This is a genomic window from Cysteiniphilum sp. GTC20157 (assembly GCF_055396795.1).
This window is the reverse complement of sequence record NZ_AP044698.1, coordinates 46,410-68,365: the sequence shown is the minus strand read 5'-3', so window position 1 is coordinate 68,365 and position 21,956 is coordinate 46,410. Positions and strand designations below refer to the sequence as shown.

The 21,956-nt window shown below is 42.8% G+C and carries 5 protein-coding genes; 3 read left to right on the top strand and 2 right to left on the bottom strand.

The window, feature by feature from the left end; translation table 11 throughout:
* Positions 1–66: 66 nt before the first annotated feature.
* Positions 67–13,965: a hypothetical protein gene (locus ACZ5V8_RS00135; RefSeq protein WP_464217880.1), complete on the bottom strand. Its 13,899-nt coding sequence runs from the start codon at positions 13,963–13,965 to the stop codon at positions 67–69.
* A complete protein-coding gene (locus ACZ5V8_RS00130) occupies positions 13,922–15,478 on the bottom strand; it encodes a DUF4347 domain-containing protein (protein WP_464217879.1) in 1,557 nt (518 codons plus the stop codon). Before ACZ5V8_RS00130 ends, ACZ5V8_RS00135 begins: the two co-directional genes overlap by 44 nt.
* 719 nt (positions 15,479–16,197) lie before the next feature.
* On the opposite strand from ACZ5V8_RS00130, the gene ACZ5V8_RS00125 reads away from it, so the two are divergent.
* From ACZ5V8_RS00125 to ACZ5V8_RS00115, 3 genes are all read left to right on the top strand, one after another.
* Positions 16,198–17,946 (top strand): AAA family ATPase, encoded by a 1,749-nt coding sequence (locus ACZ5V8_RS00125; protein WP_464217878.1) that lies wholly within the window; start codon positions 16,198–16,200, stop codon positions 17,944–17,946.
* A 228-nt stretch (positions 17,947–18,174) separates the two neighbouring features.
* Positions 18,175–19,896 carry an AAA family ATPase gene (locus ACZ5V8_RS00120; RefSeq protein WP_464217877.1) on the top strand — a complete coding sequence of 574 codons (1,722 nt, stop codon included), beginning with the start codon at positions 18,175–18,177 and terminating at the stop codon, positions 19,894–19,896.
* A 228-nt stretch (positions 19,897–20,124) separates the two neighbouring features.
* A complete protein-coding gene (locus ACZ5V8_RS00115; RefSeq protein WP_464217876.1) occupies positions 20,125–21,846 on the top strand; it encodes an AAA family ATPase in 1,722 nt (573 codons plus the stop codon).
* Positions 21,847–21,956: the final 110 nt, after the last annotated feature.

Sequence of the window (21,956 nt, the reverse complement as noted above, 5' to 3'; positions counted from 1 at the left end):
CTCATTGCATATACCCACCACCAACCATTTGACTGCCCTGATTTATGAAGGGTATAGGTTTAATCCTTACAACTTGTCTTGTTTTGTCTTATCCTTTTCCTTACTAACCATAGTCAATAACTGTGCCTTTGCAAGCTGAATGTTATATTTTTGTTGACTTTCATCGTATTGCGCTAAATCAATGTCTTGATAGTCATCTTTTCCTTTTAAAATAACCGCTTTAAGCTTAGCCAATAGACCTTGTTTTTTATCTTTTTCAAATGGGTTAATGTGATTACTTGCATCTTGTGGATTTGCATTAACAGAAGATGATTGCAGCTCTTGGGCGAACACCTCAGCCAACGCTGGATTTTGTGCTTGCAAGTAATTAAAGACTTGCTCAATATGTTCTGGACTTAACTGTGTTTCATTGGCAATTGAACGCACCACATCGATACGCTCACTCTCATCTGTCTCTAATATCATCTGGGTTAACACTTCGGCAACTTCTGCAGCATTATAACCTGACGCAATGGTTTGCTCGACAACGCCTTTGACCACAAACTGTGTGTTACTACTGACATCAAGCGCGCCATTAACCATACCTGCTGCAATCTTACCAACATCTTGCAGTTTAATAACCTCATTTTGCTGCGCTGCAACTGCATCACGCACGATTTGTTTAACCATATCTTGCGTATTATCTTGTGTGCTTGCTGTATCTAATAAGCTTTCCTTGATCGTATTACTAGCAATCTCGGTTAATACTTCCACTCTTTGACCTTGATCAACTGCTGCTTTAAAATTTACCTTAACTGCTGTTTGCTCAATCTCAATCGGTTTACTTGATAAAACTTCGGTTTCAGCAATCTTCGCCACAGCAGAGGCTTTTGCTTCGACATTCACATTGCTTGTTATACGTGTATTATTTGCTGCATTATTATCTGAACTTAATACATCTGGGGTTTGAATAACTTTCAAGGTAAAGTGATGTTTATCAACCAAAACCCCATTTTGATGGACATCAAGTACCATATCAACTTGACCCGAGAAAGTAGGGTTTGCAACAAATATAATATCAATCTTATTACCATTTAGTACGGTTTCTATTTGACCTTGCTCAGGTGTCACACCCGTTATGCGTGCCTCAACATTATCACTACTTAACAAGCTAGCAATTGTGGCTTTTGTCCCACCTTGGAACTCTGCACTAAACGGAGCATCAATCGTACCAGAACCACTTGCAAACGTCTCCTGATTAAGCGTTATGACTGTGTTTTTAGCAAAGCCTGAAAACGCAGCACTAAAGTCAACAGGTGTGGAGCGATCAGCAATATTGACAGTAGCATTATCAATATTCCCTCCGCCAATACGGTATTCACCTTGCGCATTAGGTTGCACCGCGATTACTGAACGATCTAAATAAACGTTAACCGCAGGCACAGTAATATCTGATTGCGAATCCTTTTGAACATTGATCGTATCACCTGATAGTGTCTGAACTATGAGGCTTTGACCTGCTGTTGTAATCATAGAACCATCAGGCACCTTGACATCATAAACCCCGTTATAACCGAAGTCTATGATTGCTAGTCCAGTCGCCGGATCATCTTGGATTGCAACCTGTTCATTTGCCGGAACAGATACAGCAATACCATTAGGTGTAGTGACATTTATCACATCATTATCAACAACAACTTGGGTATTAGCATCACCAATGATATCAACAATGCCATCATTGCCAACATCAAAGTTAATGGTGCCATCCGGATTATCGCTAATCGCTATATTTTGGTTTGCAGAAATTTGAACCTCACCATTTTCTGTGTTAACCGTAACTGTACCATCATCATTGTTAATAACTGTCGAGCCTTGTGGAATAACGGCATCTATACCATCTCCACCAAAATCAATATTGACACTATCATCAGGGTTCGTCGTGATATGTGCGTTCTCATTGTTATTAATCGTGGCATCTGCTGTACCATCACCATCGGTGTCAATAGAAATGGTGCCATCATTATTATCCGTCACGGTGACATTATCATCTTCATTGATCGTTGCATCCATCGTGCCATTACCATCAATATCGATGCCAATAGTGCCATCGGCTTGATCAACGATAGTTGAGCCACTTGGGGCAGTAATCTCCGGTGTTCCATCACCGTCAATGTCTACGATAATCTGACCATTATTCTCTATAATGTTGGCACCAGTATCGTCAGGTAACGTAACAGTGCTACCATCGGTTGTTGTCACCGTTAAAGTACCATCAGAAGCATTAGTGGCAATACTGCTGCCTGATGGGACGGTGATATCTGTTGTCCCATCACCATCTAAATCAACAGTGATTTCACCTGCATTCGCTGTGCTGATAATGGCATTACTATTGATTGGTATCGTAACACTATCACCATTAGGGTCAGTAATGGTTTGGGTGCCATCGCCATTATCAACCACACTTGAGCCGTTGACTACGGTCACATCATTGGTACCATCATTATCTAAATCAACTTCAAGTGTGCCGGCTGCTCCCTCAGAAACGGTTGCATCACTATTTGCCGGTAAGATCACACTGTCATTATCCGCATCGGTGACAATGATATTGCCACCACCGGCATCGGCTACCGTCATGCCACTACTGATGATCGCATCGGTTGTGCCATCACCGGTTAAATCCACAGCAATCTCAGAACCATCGCTATTGGTAACCGTAACACTATTGCCTCCATTATCAGTAATCACCGCACCACTATTAACATCTGTGGTGATTTGCTCGCCACCAGCTAATGTCGTCACAACCTCATCACCATCACTGACCATCGTTGCTCCGCTTGGCGCGGTGACATCGGCTGTCCCATCGCCATCAGTATCTAAAGAAGCCGTCGTGCCATCATCGGTAATGATCGCTTGTGTCTCTTTAGGGATGGTGAATACACTGCCATCGTTTGTTGTAATCGTTACGGTATCATCAGGTGTATTATCAACAATACCGCTGCCTGATGGCACGGTGACATCCGTTGTACCATCACCATCTAAATCAACGCTGATTTCACCTGCATTCGCTGTGCTGATAATGGCATTACTATTGATCGGTATCGTAACACTATCACCATTAGGGTCAGTAATGGTTTGGGTGCCATCGCCATTATCAACCACACTTGAGCCGTTGACTACGGTCACATCATTGGTACCATCATTATCTAAATCAACTTCAAGTGTGCCGGCTGCTCCCTCAGAAACGGTTGCATCACTATTTGCCGGTAAGATCACACTGTCATTATCCGCATCGGTGACAATGATATTACCACCACCGGCATCGGCTACCGTCATGCCACTACTGATGATCGCATCGGTTGTGCCATCACCGGTTAAATCCACAGCAATCTCAGAACCATCGCTATTGGTAACCGTAACACTATTGCCACCATTATCAGTAATCACCGCACCACTATTAACATCTGTGGTGATTTGCTCGCCACCAGCTAATGTGGTCACAACCTCATCACCATCGCTGACCATCGTTGAACCACTTGGTGCGGTAACATCGGCTGTGCCATCACCATCAGTATCTAAAGAAGCCGTCGTGCCATCATCAGTAATGACCGCTTGTGTCCCTTTAGGGATGGTGAATACACTGCCATCGTCTGTTGTAATCGTTACGGTATCATCAGGTGTATTATCAACAATACTGCTGCCTGATGGCACGGTGACATCGACTGTCCCATCACCATCTAAATCAACGCTGATTTCACCTACATTCGCTGTGCTGATAATGGCATTACTATTGATCGGTATCGTAACACTATCACCATTAGGGTCAGTAATGGTTTGGGTGCCATCACCATTATCAACTACACTTGAGCCACTTGGGAAGGTGACATCATTGGTACCATTATTATCTAAATCAACCTCAAGTGTGCCGGCTGCTCCCTCAGAAATGGTTGCATCACTATTTGCCGGTAAGATCACGCTGTCATTGTCCGCATCGGTGACAATGATATTGCCACCACCGGCATCGGCTACCGTCATGCCACTACTGATGATCGCATCGGTTGTGCCATCACCGGTTAAATCCACAGCAATCTCAGAACCATCGCTATTGGTAACCGTAACACTATTGCCACCATTATCAGTAATCACCGCACCACTATTAACATCTGTGGTGATTTGCTCGCCACTAGTTAATGTCGTCACAACCTCATCACCATCGCTGACCATCGTTGAACCACTTGGTGCGGTAACATCGGCTGTGCCATCACCATCAGTATCTAAAGAAGCCGTCGTGCCATCATCGGTAATGATCGCTTGTGTCCCTTTAGGGATGGTGAATACACTGCCATCGTTTGTTGTAATCGTTAAGGTATCATCAGGTGCATTATCAACAATACTGCTGTCTGACGGCACGGTGACATCCGTTGTACCATCACCATCTAAATCAACGTCAAGTGTGCCGGCTGCGCCCTCAGAAATGGTCGCATTGGTATTCAGTGGCAACGTCACACTGTCGCCTTCATTATCTGTAACGGTGTAGGTACCATCACCATTATTGGTAAGGTGCGCATCATCAGGGATGACGACATCAATCGTTCCATCATTATTTGCATCGACAGTGACCGTGTTATTGCCATTATCTGTGATTTGCATATTTTGATTAACGGGTGTCGTATATTGCCCCCCTGCAACCGTCGCTACCGTCACTGTTGTGCCATCGCTCACCATCATTGAACCACTTGGCGCGGTGACATCGGCTGTGCCATCGCCATCAGTATCTAAAGAAGCCGTCGTGCCATTATCAGTAATGATCGCTTGTGTCTCTTTAGGGATGGTGAATACACTGCCATCGTCTGTTGTAATCGTTAAGGTATCATCAGGTGTATTATCGACAATACCGCTGCCTGATGGCACGGTGACATCGTCTGTACCATCACCATCTAAATCAACCGTGATTTCACCTGCACTTGCTGTGCTGATAATGGCATTGCTATTGATTGGTATCGTAACACTATCACCATTAGGGTCAGTAATGGTTTGGGTGCCATCGCCATTATCAACCACACTTGAGCCATTCGGTAAGGTGACATCATTGGACCCATTATTATCTAAATCAACCTCAAGTGTGCCGGCTGCTCCCTCAGAAATGGTCGCATCGGTATTCAATGGCAACGTCACGCTGTCGCCTTCACTATCTGTAACGGTGTACGTACCATCACCATTATTGGTAAAGTGCGCATCATCAGGGATGACGACATCAATCGTTCCATCATTATTTGCATCGACAGTGACCGTGTTATTGCCATTATCTGTGATTTGCATATTTTGATTAACGGGTGTCGTATATTGACCCCCTGCAACCGTCATTACCGTCACTGTTGTGCCATCACTGACCATCGTTGAACCACTTGGTGCGGTAACATCGGCTGTGCCATTGCCATCAGTGTCTAAAGAAGTCGCAGTACCATTATCAGTAATGATCGCTTGTGTCTCTTTAGGGATGGTGAATACACTGCCATCGTTTGTTGTAATCGTTAAGGTATCATCAGGTGTATTATCGACAATACCGCTGCCTGATGGCACGGTGACATCGACTGTCCCATCACCATCTAAATCAACAGTGATTTCACCTGCATTCGCTGTGCTGATAATGGCATTACTATTGATCGGTATCGTAACACTATCACCATTAGGATCAGTAATGGTTTGGGTACCATCGCCGTTATCAACCACACTTGAGCCATTCGGTAAGGTGACATCATTGCTACCATTATTATCTAAATCAACGTCAAGTGTGCCGGCTGATCCCTCAGAAATGGTCGCATCGGTATTCAATGGCAACGTCACACTGTCGCCTTCACTATCTGTAACGGTGTAGGTACCATCACCATTATTGGTAAAGTGCGCATCATCAGGGATGACGACATCAATCGTTCCATCATTATTTGCATCGACAGTGACCGTGTTATTGACATTATCTGTGATTTGCATATTTTGATTAACGGGTGTCGTATATTGACCCCCTGCAACCGTCGCTACCGTCACTGTTGTGCCATCACTGACCATCGTTGAACCACTTGGCGCGCTGACATCGGCTGTGCCATTGCCATCGGTGTCTAAAGAAGTCGCAGTACCATTATCAGTAATGATCGCTTGTGTCTCTTTAGGGATGGTGAATACACTGCCATCGTCTGTTGTAATCGTTAAGGTATCATCAGGTGTATTATCGACAATACCGCTGCCTGATGGCACGGTGACATCGTCTGTACCATCACCATCTAAATCAACCGTGATTTCACCTGCACTTGCTGTGCTGATAATGGCATTGCTATTGATTGGTATCGTAACACTATCACCATTAGGGTCAGTAATGGTTTGGGTGCCATCGCCATTATCAACCACACTTGAGCCATTCGGTAAGGTGACATCATTGGACCCATTATTATCTAAATCAACCTCAAGTGTGCCGGCTGCTCCCTCAGAAATGGTCGCATCGGTATTCAATGGCAACGTCACGCTGTCGCCTTCACTATCTGTAACGGTGTACGTACCATCACCATTATTGGTAAAGTGCGCATCATCAGGGATGACGACATCAATCGTTCCATCATTATTTGCATCGACAGTGACCGTGTTATTGCCATTATCTGTGATTTGCATATTTTGATTAACGGGTGTCGTATATTGACCCCCTGCAACCGTCATTACCGTCACTGTTGTGCCATCACTGACCATCGTTGAACCACTTGGTGCGGTAACATCGGCTGTGCCATTGCCATCAGTGTCTAAAGAAGTCGCAGTACCATTATCAGTAATGATCGCTTGTGTCTCTTTAGGGATGGTGAATACACTGCCATCGTTTGTTGTAATCGTTAAGGTATCATCAGGTGTATTATCGACAATACCGCTGCCTGATGGCACGGTGACATCGACTGTCCCATCACCATCTAAATCAACAGTGATTTCACCTGCATTCGCTGTGCTGATAATGGCATTACTATTGATCGGTATCGTAACACTATCACCATTAGGATCAGTAATGGTTTGGGTACCATCGCCGTTATCAACCACACTTGAGCCATTCGGTAAGGTGACATCATTGCTACCATTATTATCTAAATCAACGTCAAGTGTGCCGGCTGATCCCTCAGAAATGGTCGCATCGGTATTCAATGGCAACGTCACACTGTCGCCTTCACTATCTGTAACGGTGTAGGTACCATCACCATTATTGGTAAAGTGCGCATCATCAGGGATGACGACATCAATCGTTCCATCATTATTTGCATCGACAGTGACCGTGTTATTGACATTATCTGTGATTTGCATATTTTGATTAACGGGTGTCGTATATTGACCCCCTGCAACCGTCGCTACCGTCACTGTTGTGCCATCACTGACCATCGTTGAACCACTTGGCGCGCTGACATCGGCTGTGCCATTGCCATCGGTGTCTAAAGAAGTCGCAGTACCATTATCAGTAATGATCGCTTGTGTCTCTTTAGGGATGGTGAATACACTGCCATCGTCTGTTGTAATCGTTAAGGTATCATCATCAGGTGCATTATCGACAATACCGCTGCCTGATGGCACGGTGACATCGACTGTCCCGTCACCATCTAAATCAACCGTGATTTCACCTGCACTTGCTGTGCTGATAATGGCATTGCTATTGATTGGTATCGTCACACTATCATTATTAGGATCGGTAATCGTTTGGGTACCATCGCCATTATCAACGACACTTGAGCCATTCGGCAAGGTGACATCATTGCTACCATTATTATCTAAATCAACGTCAAGTGTGCCGACTGCTCCCTCAGAAATGGTCGCATCGGTATTCAATGGCAACGTCACGCTGTCGCCTTCATTATCTGTAACGGTGTACGTACCATCACCATTGTTGGTAAAGTGCGCATCATCAGGGATGACGGCATCAATCATTCCATCATTATTTGCATCGACAGTGACCGTATTATTGCCATTATCTGTGATTTGCATATTTTGATTAACGGGTGTCGTATATTGCCCCCCTGCAACCGTCGCTACCGTCACTGTTGTGCCATCGCTAACCATCGTTGAACCACTTGGCGCGGTGACATCGGCTGTGCCATCGCCATCAGTATCTAAAGAAGCCGTCGTGCCATCATCGGTAATGATCGCTTGTGCCTCTTTAGGGATGGTGAATACACTGCCATCGTTTGTTGTAATCGTTAAGGTATCATCAGGTGTATTATCGACAATACCGCTGCCTGATGGCACGGTGACATCGTCTGTACCATCACCATCTAAATCAACCGTGATTTCACCTGCACTTGCTGTGCTGATAATGGCATTACTATTGATCGGTATCGTAACACTATCACCATTAGGATCAGTAATGGTTTGGGTGCCATCGCCGTTATCAACCACACTTGAGCCATTCGGTAAGGTGACATCATTGGTACCATTATTATCTAAATCAACGTCAAGTGTGCCGACTGCTCCCTCAGAAATGGTCGCATCGGTATTCAATGGCAACGTCACACTGTCGCCTTGACTATCTGTAACGGTGTACGTACCATCACCATTATTGGTAAAGTCGGCATCATCAGGGATGACGACATCAATCGTTCCATCATTATTTGCATCGACGGTTACCGTGTTATTGCCATTATCTGTGATTTGCATATTTTGATTAACGGGTGTTGTATATTGCCCCCCTGCAACCGTCGCTACCGTCACTGTTGTGCCATCGCTGACCATCGTTGAACCACTTGGCGCGGTGACATCTAATGTACCATCACCATCTGAGTCTAATGTCACAATGGTGCCATCATCCGTCACACCGGCATTGGCATTAAAAGAAACGGTCACTGTACTTTCCAAAGTGCCATCACCATTTGGATCTGTTGTGATCGTTATCTCTGAGTCATCCGTATTAATATTTGCAAGCGTTGATCCACTAGGCACGGTGGCATCTACGCCATCACCATTAACATCAATCATCAAACTACCTGCTGCGTCCTCGGTGATAATGGTTGCTGTATCCCCTAAACTTAACTCAGGCAGCGTTAACACATTACCCAGTGGCGTGGTAATCGTGAAATCAGTACCATTGTCAACATATATTGTGCCATAAGGCACAACAGCATCTGCTGTACCATCGTTGTTGACATCCAATGTCTCTGGCATATTCATCGTCATTGTATATTCTTGAGAAGAATCAAACGTGCCATCATTTACTTTAAAGTCAAAGGTATCTTGCGCGCTTCCTAGTGCAATCACACCATCAAAGGTAAGGTTTCCAGCGCTAATATCTGCTACAGAAATGCTATCATTTTGACTAATGGCACTACCATTAAGTTTCAAAGTTCCACTTGCTGGCAATGTCGTGATCTTAACTGCTTGTAAGCTATTACCGGTATCATTATCGGCAAAGGTAAAATCACTGATCTGGAAGGTGTAGTTAGCGTCTGAATCGGTTGCTTTAGTGGCGTTATCTGAGAACGGTCTATGCACAAACTCACCGGCTTCAAGTAAGCCTTTACTGGTAAAATGATCCGTTTCAAAATTACGTGCCCAAGTATTATTACTTTGGCGTTTTAACACACCGGCATTATCATCTGTGTGATACACTTCTATCATATTAGAGACATAATTGATGCCGTTGAAGTTACTTTGCACAGGACCTTCGACACTTACAAATTCAATCAAATTATCACTGGCATCGGTTAATGCAAAGCCTTGCGGCCCATCAACTAACCAGTTGGCACTACTACTGGTAAATGCCACGGCATTGAAGCCTGCTTCATGCATTTGATCTGCCACATCCAAAGTGAAACCCGTCTCAGCTACCCAAACACCTGTGCTAAAGGTAGCAATATGCTGACCATTGGCATCATCTGCGGTGATATTAGCATAGAGCTTCGTGCCATCCGTGACTTGTCCATCGCGATATATCAGCTCAATAAACTCCTCAGAGCTGCCGGCACCTTGCGCATTCGGATGATAACTTAATGCACTGATAAATAGACCTGATGTCTGATAATCGGTGGTTGGCGAGACTGTTGTCGTTGATAACAAGTAATCAGGTAGATCAACGCGATGATCTATTTCAACGCGATCATCGACGCCATTAGCCCCCGCTCTGATGCCATCGCTTTCAGATAGATCAAATAATGGAATAAAGCTTGAATCCGCTGTGCGCATAAACACAAAATCTTCATTGGTTTGCTCACCGGCAATTAAGCTGCGATATAGATCACTGCCAAAGGTCACCTCAAACTCATGCGCATAACTGATGAAGTCCACCGGTTTATCATTGGCATCTAAGAGCACAAATGCACCTTCATTATTACTTAGATCCTCACCATACACTGCATATACGGTATAGCCCTCAGCTGGATAAGCTAAGCTTTCAACAGAATAGCCATTTTCTGCACTCCAAACATTGGCAGTATTATCCAATATAACGGTACCATTAACACCACTGCTATAAGTACCATCTGCCAATTCAGTGACCAGTTTATAGCCACTGAAATCAACATCACCCTTGACAACGATTGAGACGAAGTTATTTGCACCCGAAATAGGTCCGCCTGCCGGATCATATTGAAACATCGAAATAAACGCATCGGCTTGCAACGGATTGGCAACTGCTTCATGCACGCTATCATTAATCCATAATGGTAACGCACCACGCTCAGCATAGAAATTACTATCACGATTGATTTGCCAGTCATCATTGAATACATTCCGTTTAAGCGATACATTCGAGTTCGTTGTGACAATATCAGTTGCATTTGAACGTGACAACAAACCAATATCAGTCGACAGATATGAGCTGCCTTCGTAATCAAAAGAGATATTGCCTTTGTAGCTTAATAGCTCTAATACATTACTGCCACTGACCAAGGCAATAGCATGGGCTTCGGTATGTTTTAACCAATCACTGCCTGCCTCAATCACCACCGTACTATAGTTGCTACCTGCTTGGCTTTGTGTGGCATTAATGCTGGCGCCATTTTGAGCCACCCAATTGCTGCCGTCAAACTGAGCCACAACCGTACCGCTTAGATTATCACTCTCATTAATATTAATCAGCAATTGTGTACCCGTTGCAATCGTTGCACTATTTTTAACTAACAGTGTCACAAAATTACTTTCATCAAAACCGGGATCATCAATATTGAGCTCAACAATGCTAAGATCAGCCACGGCATTGACGTTAATACTCACATCTTGAGTAGCCGTTAATGAGCCACCACCAGTACTACCTAGATCATCAATACTAAGCGATAACGTGTCAAGTCCTGTAAAGGTTGTCGTTGGTGTGTAAATCAGATTGGACAAGGCATTATTAATGTCACTAAGCGTTCCTTGTACAGTAATCAATGATTCATTATTATTCGTCCCATCTTGATACGTTAACCCGCTATCTTGTGACAATGTCAAAATACCATTAGTCACTGAAATCGTTAATTCAATATCATTGCTACCGGCATCAATATCACTTAGTTGAATAAGACCTTGACCGGCATCAAAGCTTAGCGAGGTTGCTTGTAATAAAACAGCTTCACTTGGCGCTTTAATGCTTGGTGCATCGTTGATTGCAGTCAGACTAATCACGACCGCTTCATTGACATTAACTGTATCAACACCACCATTTCCAGTGCCGCCATTATCTCGAATGCTAACCAACTCAACCGTACGGTTTACCCCTGTTGGATGATCACTGCTATTGGCATATTGCACGTTATCGATTAGGTTTTGCGCATCAGCAACCGCTATATCACCGAGTTGATCAATGGTAATTGTCGCAACACCAGCGCTTTCAGTAATAGTATAAGCATAGCTATTAGCCGATGTTGTTCCGCTACTATTGACAAGATCTAAAGCTTCACCATCGATATAAAGCTTCTCATCTTGGGCATTTTCCAAACCGCTTACCGTAAAAATAATGGTTTTAACTTTGTCACTTGTTTCAACCAAATTAATATTCGTACTGCTAAAGATATTTTGAGCTGCTGCTCCTTCTGTATACACAGGAGTGACTACTGGCGTGACACTGACAACGGGCGCATCATTAACCGCGGTTAAGGTTACCGTTGATATGATATTTACATCATCAAGGTCATCACCATCATTTGCTGTAGCGCCATTATCTTGAAGGCTGACTAACTCAACCGTGCGTGTACTGCCCAATGGGTCGTCACTGGTGTTCTCGTATTGCAAACCGTTAATCAAACTCTCGGCATCAATAATTTCAATATCACCTACTTTAGTAATGGTAATGGTTGCCGTACCACCACTTTCAGTAATGCTATAGTCATAACCATTCGCAGTCGTTGTGCCTGTGTTGGCATCCACTAAATCAATTGCTTGACCATCGATATAAAGCTTCTCATCTGCGCCATTTTGCAGTGAATTGACACTTAAGGTAATGGTTTTTACTTTATCTGCTGATTCAACCAAATCAATACTAGTGCCACTAAATACGTTTTGCGCACTAGCGTTTTCTTGGAAACTTGGGCTAAGTCCAGTGCTGCTAACAACAGGTTCATCATTCACCGCATTAATGGTTACCACCGATTGCAAATTAAATGTCCCGACATCACTACCGCCATTGGCTGTACCCCCTGAGTCTTGTATGCTCACCAGCTCAACCGTGCGTGTACTACCCAATGGCTCTTCACTGGTGTTTTGATATTGTAAGCCATTGATGAGTGCATCAATGTCGGCTTTAGTAATATTCGCGGCACGGTTAATGGTAATGGTTGCCGTCGTTGCATTAATAGCAACAGCATAATCATAGCTATTGGCTGTTGTTGTCCCTGAACCTGCAACCAGATCGATCGCTTCACCATCAATATAAAGCTTCTCATCGCTGCCATTGGCTAAGCCACTAACCTCAAAAATTATCTCAAGCGCATTATCAGTACCCTCAACAAAGTCAATATCCGCACCACTAAAGACATTCTGTGGACTGCCATTTTCTTGGAAAGTCGGGGCAACTGCAGTTAATGCGGTGATAACAGGGGCGTCATTGACGGCATTAACGGTTAAGCTTGCCGTTGCTGTAGCGGCACTAAAAGAAGTAGACCCTCCATTAACCGACACATCAACACCTGTATCACCGTTGCTGCCTGATGTTTGATCCCACGCCCGATAAGTAATATCACCACTGGCACCATAATAATTACTATTTGGGACAAAGCGAATTTTGGTACTCGCATCGTCTGCCGCAAGCAACAGCGCATTCGTTTCAGAAAGAGCGCTTATATTATTCCAATTAACGCCATTATTTATGGTGTACTGCCATTGACCATGCGTGTTATCAACAGCAATAAGCGCAATTCCCTCAGGATCTGAATTAGCATCGGTAACCGTATCACCTAATATTTCGGCAATGGTATTACCTACAGAGGTGATATTATCCTCATCTATATCGCTTAATGCGCCAGGTCCACTAACAACCGGAGCTGCCGGTGGTGGCGCAGCGTAATATACTCTAGCACTATTAGCTGAGTTTCCTACCACCATTGAGCTGCCATCGGCACTTAATGAAATGGCAATTCCTGATTGCTCTCCTGGAGCGCCATCAACATCAGATCCGACCTGAATCCAGACACTACCATTGTAGTCATAAACCCTTACATGCCCAGAATTAGGACCACCACCATCATTAAAATTAGAACCTGCTGCAACTCTAGTACCATCAGCGCTTAGCGCTAGTCCCCAACCAAAAAAGTCCCCTGCAAATTCACCATCAATATCTGCTCCCATTTGTACCCAAGAGCTGCCATTATATTCATAAACCCTAACATGACCTGAATCAGTACCATTGCCATCGTTTAATCTACTCGATATTGCGACTATATTACCGTCTGCACTTAGTGCAACCTTATAGCCAAAGTTATCTTCTGCCGCTTCACCATCAATATCAGCCCCAGCTTGTATCCAAGCACTACCACTCCAGCCATAAATCCTTACATGTTGCGCTACCATCATTGTAAGGAGCACCTATCGCTACCCTATTGCCATCAGCACTTAGTGATACTGAAAAGCCTGATTCGTCAATTGCAGCTTCACCATCGATATCAGCACCCATTTGATTCCAAGCAAGAGTGTCAGTATCCCATTCATAAATCCTTACATGGCCTGCACTAGTTCCGTTACCATCATTTCGATTAGCGCCTATGGCGACCCGAGTGCCATCGCTGCTCAGTGACAGTGAACAGCCTGATTGATCATCTACAGCCTCACCAACAATATTTGTACCCATTTGATTCCAAGTGAGAGTATCAGTATCCCATTGATAAATTTTTACATACCCTACATTATAACCACCATCGTCATTTAAACGAGAGCCTATTGCCACAATAGTACCATCGGCATTTATTGAGACTTGTTCTCCAAAATAATCATTTGCATTTTCCCCATCAATATCCGCACCCATTTGTTCCCAAGAACCATCACTGTATTCATAAACCCTTGCGTGACCTGCATTAGTAGCAACTTCGTCATTAAAACTCCCGCCAATAACAACTCTAGTGCCATCTTCATTTATTGCAACCGGATCACCAAACCAATCACCTGAATTTTCACCAACAATATCAACTCCTCGTTGTGTAAATTCCAATTGATGGTTATAGTGCTCTAAATCAATAATCTCGTCCGCTTCAACAAGTTGGCTTTCTTCTAAAATACTGTCACCATCTACAAGCTCACCTCCTGTAATATCAATCGATGCGGCTATATCGGCACTGGTTAGTGCTTTTAACTGATCAACAAAAGCTTGACCTTGATCGCCTTCAGCGACATTACAACCGTAGAATAATATATCGCCCGTATCCGTTAACGCTTGCCCCCATTGTTGTAATTGCGCTTGATAATCCGTGAGATTGCTGGCATTAAGGTTAACATCACCGAGTTGTAATTGCGCAGTATCACCATGCGAGACAATATGAATGGCATCAAGACTTTGGTATTTTTGTAATAATTCCGCTATTTTATCCACGCCATTTTGCTCAGGTAAGATCACCTCAACCGCCGCATCACGTGAGATGCTGTTGATAATCACATGTGGGTCTTTGACTCGCGCATCAATAATTATCACTTCACTAAATTGACTATAATCAGCGGCAAAGCCCTCACTATCAGCCTCAATCGCAGCCAGTAAGCTATCGGCAGCATAGGCATTGTCATTATCATTGATCGCACTTAAGACATACGCTTGTTCATCTTGCGACACACCATCGGCTAAATCAACCGTTTCAATCGCCGCGCCATCGAACATAAAGCGCGGTTCAAGCTCTTGCAACAGCGAAGGTTGTGCTTGATTGAGATAATCTTGTTTGGCTTGTTCTAGCTTCGCCGCTTTACTTTGTGGAGATTTCTTCAGCACTTGTAGACGCTCAAATATCGAGGGCTTAGCGCTGTTTGATTGTGTGTTGAGAATGCCTGAGTTGGCATCATCACTGGATAACTGCTTTCTGATGACTTGATAGAGCTGCTTAATCATGGCGACCACCTTTTTTAGCTTGTTTACCTTTTCGCTTCACACTTGAGCGTTTACTCGTCTTGGTATACTTATCGCCGAAGGATTGACGATGGCTGTATACTCCATTGGCTGCGGGGTTTATGGCATCCTTAAAATGGTCAAAACCACAAGGACAAACAAATACACCCTTGGATGTTGTTTACTATAGTCAAGCTTTGGCGATAGTGTTATGGCGGATCACGTTTTGTGTAGTAGGTCTTTATTAACTTCATTATCAGAGATTGTCTGATATGCGTTAGGAGATTGGCTAAAATCTAATGGCATTACTTTAAGAAGTGGCTTGTAAATATAGGCTTTGCAACGAACTTAAATCTATCATCTCTGATAAAATGGATTGCCACGCATCCATGCTCGCAATGACACCCTGTGACTTCTCATCCGTAAGGCAAGAGGGCGCGAGGATCCAATGCGAAGCTGCCATGGACGGTGAGTGATTCTCCAAGGTTGTGCCATTATGCCATTAGGCTAAAACCCCATTGTCAATTTACTTTGAGAGGATTACCATAGAGATCGTTTGATTTGACCTAGTAATGAATCAAGAATAGATTGCGACAGTTAGCACCTCTCCCCTTGCGGGATTGCTCGTGCAGCTTAAGCTGCACGGGTGAGGGGAGTTATTAAAACTCAACTTATTTTTGAATTATTACTAAGTGCAATTAATTATCTAATTGTGGTATGTTATGACAAGAAAAAAAGAAACAGCAAAAACAGCAAAAAAAATTTATATTGGTTCATCCAACTTCGCAAAAATCATTCTTGATAATGCTTTATTTGTTGATAAATCTCTTTTTATCAAAGAGATTATTGACGATGGTAGTGATGTGATACTGATCACCCGCCCAAGACGCTTTGGTAAAACACTGAATATATCAATGCTGCATCACTTCTTTGCGGATAAGATTGACTTTACCGACACACAGGGCTTATTCGATCACTTAGCAATTGCCAAAGTCGACAATGGCGCCTATGTAAAGGCACATCAAGGCAAGTATCCGGTGATTTTTGTCAGCTTTAAAGACATTAAGGCACGTAATTTTGACACCGCACGTGAGCAGCTTTCTTATCTTATGCGCGAGGTTTTTAATGCACATTATTATCTATTAGAATCCAAGCATTTAAACGCAACCGAAAAAAAAGCATTTGAAGCGTATCTTGAATTCACTATGTTTAGCGCATCCCAAATTGATGTCAGTTTACGTTTTTTAAGTCATATGCTTTATAAACATCACCAACAGCGCGTGGTGATCTTATTAGATGAATATGACACCCCTTTAAATGCAGCTTATGTTGAGAACTATATCGAGGACTTAACGCCTTTGATGCGTAATCTAATGAGTAATACCTTTAAAGATAATAATGCATTACATAAGGGTGTGATGACTGGCATCTTACGCGTATCTAAAGACAGCATGCTCTCAGGGCTCAATAACCTGCAGGTTTACACACTCCTTGATGCTAAATATCGCCAGTATTTTGGTTTTACCAATGATGAATTAGATGCGCTATACAGCATACAAAATATGGACAATGACAAAATCAATGCTCAGAAATGGTACAACGGCTACAATTTCGCAGGACTAGAAATCTATAATCCATGGTCAATATTGAATTGTTTAAAGAATGATGGACAGTTTGATGACTACTGGATACATACCTCCAATAATCAAATGATTGAGGACTTGCTATTAAAGTTTCGGCAAGACGTACATCCGGCATTAACTCAACTAATGGAAGGTGAAAATGCTGACGTCATTATCGATCGCCATGTCACCTATGATACCTTATCCTATCAAAGCAGCAGCTTATGGAGCTTGTTGTTGTTTGCTGGTTACTTAACCACTTCAAAAGTCAACACCACCGATGGTGTCGTTTATGATGGTATTGTGCGCTTACCGAACATTGAGATTGTCCATTTGCTTAATTATTACTTTAAATTTTGGTTGAATACCCGTTTAGGCGTCCAATACCAGTCCTTTTTAGACAATCTAGTCAATGGTCGTGTTGAGCAATTTAGTGAGCAACTAAACACCTATCTTATTGAAGCATTAAGTGTCCGAGACACCGGCTATACCGCTGAGAAGTTCTATCATGGCTTGGTATTAGGGTTAATCGCCTCATTAAGAGCGACACATATCGTCCACTCCAATCGCGAGTCAGGTGACGGCTTTGCCGATGTGCTACTGTATCCATTAGCCACCAATAAAACCAATACTTTAGGTCTTGTGATGGAATTCAAGCATGCCAAGGATGACTGCGATCATGACACCTTAGCGGCGTTAGCTGACAAAGCCTTAGCGCAGATTAATCAAAAAAATTACATCACTGAGCTAAAAGCCCAACCCCAAGTCAAAGAGATATTAACACTCGGTTTAGCTTTTAATCGCAATCAAGTTGTTGTCAAAAATCATTATGTAATGAGTCAAGAATAAGTTGCGTCAGCTAGTACCTCTCCCCTTGCGGGATTGCTCGTGCAGCTTAAGCTGCACGGGTGAGGGGAGTACAGGGATGATTGATTTAACGTCGTTGCAAAGCCTATATTCACAAGCTACTTCTTAACTGAAGTTAGTGCTATTAGGCTAAAACCCCATTGTCAATTCAATCTAAGCCGATTAACATAGAGCCAATTAATTATATTCATTATCCACCTGTAGCGTATTATGGCAAAAAAAATTTATATTGGTTCATCCAACTTTGCAAAAATCATTCTTGATAATGCTTTATTTGTCGATAAATCTCTTTTTATCAAAGAGATTATTGACGATGGTAGTGATGTGATACTGATCACCCGCCCAAGACGCTTTGGCAAAACTCTCAATATGTCGATGCTGCATCACTTCTTTGCGGATAGGATTGACTTCACCGACACACAGGGCTTATTCGATCACTTAGCAATTGCCAAAGTCGACAATGGCGCCTATGTAAAGGCACATCAAGGCAAGTATCCGGTGATTTTTGTCAGCTTTAAAGACATTAAGGCACGTAATTTTGAAACTGCACGCGAGCAACTGTCACTTTTAATTCAAGAGACATTTAGACAGAATCGCCACCTGTTGCAATCTAATGAGTTGGATGAGTTGGATAAAATCAAACTCAAAAATTACATGCAGACGGACGTTTTTAGTAGCTCACAAATTGATGTCAGTTTACGTTTTTTAAGTCATATGCTATACATGCACCACCAACAGCGCGTGGTGATCTTATTAGATGAATATGACACCCCTTTAAATGCGGCTTATGTTGAGAACTATATCGAAGACTTAACGCCTTTGATGCGTAATCTAATGAGTAATACCTTTAAAGATAATAATGCATTACATAAGGGTGTGATGACTGGCATCTTACGCGTATCTAAAGACAGCATGCTCTCAGGGCTCAATAACCTGCAGGTTTACACACTCCTTGATGCTAAATATCGCCAGTATTTTGGTTTTACCAATGATGAATTAGATGCGCTATACAGCATACAAAACATGGACAATGACAAAACCAATGCTCAAAAATGGTATAACGGCTACAATTTCGCAGGACTGGAAATCTATAATCCATGGTCAATATTGAATTGTTTAAAGAATGATGGACAGTTTGATGACTACTGGATACATACCTCCAATAATCAAATGATTGAAGACTTGCTGTTAAAGTTTCGGCAAGACGTACATCCGGCATTAACTCAACTAATGGAAGGTGAAAATGCTGACGTCATTATCGATCGCCATGTCACCTATGATACCTTATCCTATCAAAGCAGCAGCTTATGGAGCTTGTTGTTGTTTGCTGGTTACTTAACCACTGAAAAAATCAACACCACCGATGGTGTCGTTTATGATGGTACTGTGCGTTTACCGAACATTGAGATTGTCCATTTGCTTAATTATTACTTTAAATTTTGGTTGAATACCCGTTTAGGCGTCCAATACCAGTCCTTTTTAGACAATCTAGTCAATGGTCGTGTTGAGCAGTTTAGTGAGCAACTAAACACCTATCTTATTGAAGCATTAAGTGTCCGAGACACCGGCTATACCGCTGAGAAGTTCTATCATGGCTTGGTATTAGGGTTAATCGCCTCATTAAGAGCGACACATATCGTCCACTCCAATCGCGAGTCAGGTGATGGCTTTGCCGATGTGCTACTGTATCCATTAGCCACCAATAAAAACAATACTTTAGGTCTTGTGATGGAATTCAAGCATGCCAAGGATGACTGTAATCATGACACCTTAGCGGCGTTAGCTGACAAAGCCTTAGCGCAGATTAACCAGAAGCACTACATCACTGAGCTAAAAGCCCAACCCCAAGTCAAAGAGATATTAACACTCGGTTTAGCTTTTAATCGCAATAACGTCGTTGTCAAAAATCATTATGTAATGAGTCAAGAATAAGTTGCGTCAGTTAGCACCTCTCCCCTTGCGGGAGAGGTCGTGCAGCTTAAGCTGCACGGGTGAGGGGAGTACAGGGATGATTGATTTAACGTCGTTGCAAAGTCTATATTCACAAGCTACTTCTTAACTGAAGTTAGCGCCATTAGGCTAAAACCCCATTGTCAATTCCATCTAAGCCGATTACCATAGAGCCAATTAATTATATTCATTATCCACCTGTAGCGTATTATGGCAAAAAAAATTTATATTGGTTCATCTAACTTCGCAGAAATTATTACTCAAGATGGATTGTTTGTTGATAAAAGTTTATTTATTAAAGATATTATCGAAGATAGCAGCAAAGTGATACTGATCACCCGCCCAAGACGCTTTGGCAAAACACTCAATATGTCGATGCTCCATCACTTCTTTGCTGATAAGATTGACTTCACCGACACACAGGGCTTATTCGATCACTTAGCAATTGCCAAAGCAGACGATGGTGCCTATGTAAAGGCACATCAAGGCAAGTATCCGGTGATTTTTGTCAGCTTTAAAGACATTAAGGCACGTAATTTTGAAACTGCACGCGAGCAACTGTCACTTTTAATTCAAGAGACATTTAGACAGAATCGCCACCTGTTGCAATCTAATGAGTTGGATGAGTTGGATAAAATCAAACTCAAAAATTACATGCAGACGGACGTTTTTAGTAGCTCACAAATTGATGTCAGTTTACGTTTTTTAAGTCATATGCTATACATGCACCACCAACAGCGCGTGGTGATCTTATTAGATGAATATGACACCCCTTTAAATGCGGCTTATGTTGAGAACTATATCGAGGACTTAACGCCTTTGATGCGTAATCTAATGAGTAATACCTTTAAAGATAATAATGCATTACATAAGGGTGTGATGACTGGCATCTTACGCGTATCTAAAGACAGCATGCTCTCAGGGCTAAACAACCTTGAAGTCTATACCCTGTTAGATGAAGAGTATCGACAATATTTCGGCTTTACTAATGACGAATTAGATGCGCTATACAGCATACAAAATATGGACAATGACAAAATCAATGCTCAAAAATGGTACAACGGCTACAATTTCGCAGGACTGGAAATCTATAATCCATGGTCAATATTAAATTGCTTGCGTAAAAACGGAAAGTATGATGACTACTGGATACATACCTCCAATAACAAGATGATTGAAGACTTGCTGTTAAAGTTTCGGCAAGACGTGCATCCGGCATTAACTCAACTAATGGAAGGTGAAAATGCTGACGTCATTATCGATCGCCATGTCACCTATGATACCTTATCCTATCAAAGCAGCAGCTTATGGAGCTTGTTGTTGTTTGCTGGTTACTTAACCACTTCAAAAGTCAACACCACCGATGGTGTCGTTTATGATGGTATTGTGCGCTTACCGAACATTGAGATTGTCCATTTGCTTAATTATTACTTTAAATTTTGGTTGAATACCCGTTTAGGCGTCCAATACCAGTCCTTTTTAGACAATCTAGTCAATGGTCGTGTTGAGCAATTTAGTGAGCAACTAAACACCTATCTTATTGAAGCATTAAGTGTCCGCGACACCGGCTATACCGCTGAGAAGTTCTATCATGGCTTGGTATTAGGGTTAATCGCCTCATTAAGGGCGACACATATCGTCCACTCTAATCGCGAGTCAGGTGACGGCTTTGCCGATGTGCTACTGTATCCATTAGCCACCAATAAAAACAATACTTTAGGACTTGTGATGGAATTCAAACATGCCAAGGATGACTGTGATCATGACACCTTAGCGGCGTTAGCTGACAAAGCCTTAGCGCAGATTAACCAGAAGCACTACATCACTGAGCTAAAAGCCCAACCCCAAGTCAAAGAGATATTAACACTCGGTTTAGCTTTTAATCGCAATAACGTCGTTGTCAAAAATCATTATGTAATGAGTCAAGAATAAGTTGCGTCAGTTAGCACCTCTCCCCTTGCGGGAGAGGTCGTGCAGCTTAAGCTGCACGGGTGAGGGGAGTAATTGAAACTCAACTTATTCTTGATTCACTACTATGTCAC

Bases quoted from the DNA above. Each gene is read 5' to 3' on its own strand.
- ACZ5V8_RS00120 (WP_464217877.1), top strand. From the start codon at position 18,175: ATGGCAAAAAAAATTTATATTGGTTCATCCAACTTTGCAAAAATCATT.
- ACZ5V8_RS00130 (WP_464217879.1), bottom strand. From the start codon at position 15,478: ATGATTAAGCAGCTCTATCAAGTCATCAGAAAGCAGTTATCCAGTGAT.
- ACZ5V8_RS00135 (WP_464217880.1), bottom strand. From the start codon at position 13,965: ATGATGGTAGCGCAACATGTAAGGATTTATGGCTGGAGTGGTAGTGCT.
- ACZ5V8_RS00125 (WP_464217878.1), top strand. From the start codon at position 16,198: ATGACAAGAAAAAAAGAAACAGCAAAAACAGCAAAAAAAATTTATATT.
- ACZ5V8_RS00115 (WP_464217876.1), top strand. From the start codon at position 20,125: ATGGCAAAAAAAATTTATATTGGTTCATCTAACTTCGCAGAAATTATT.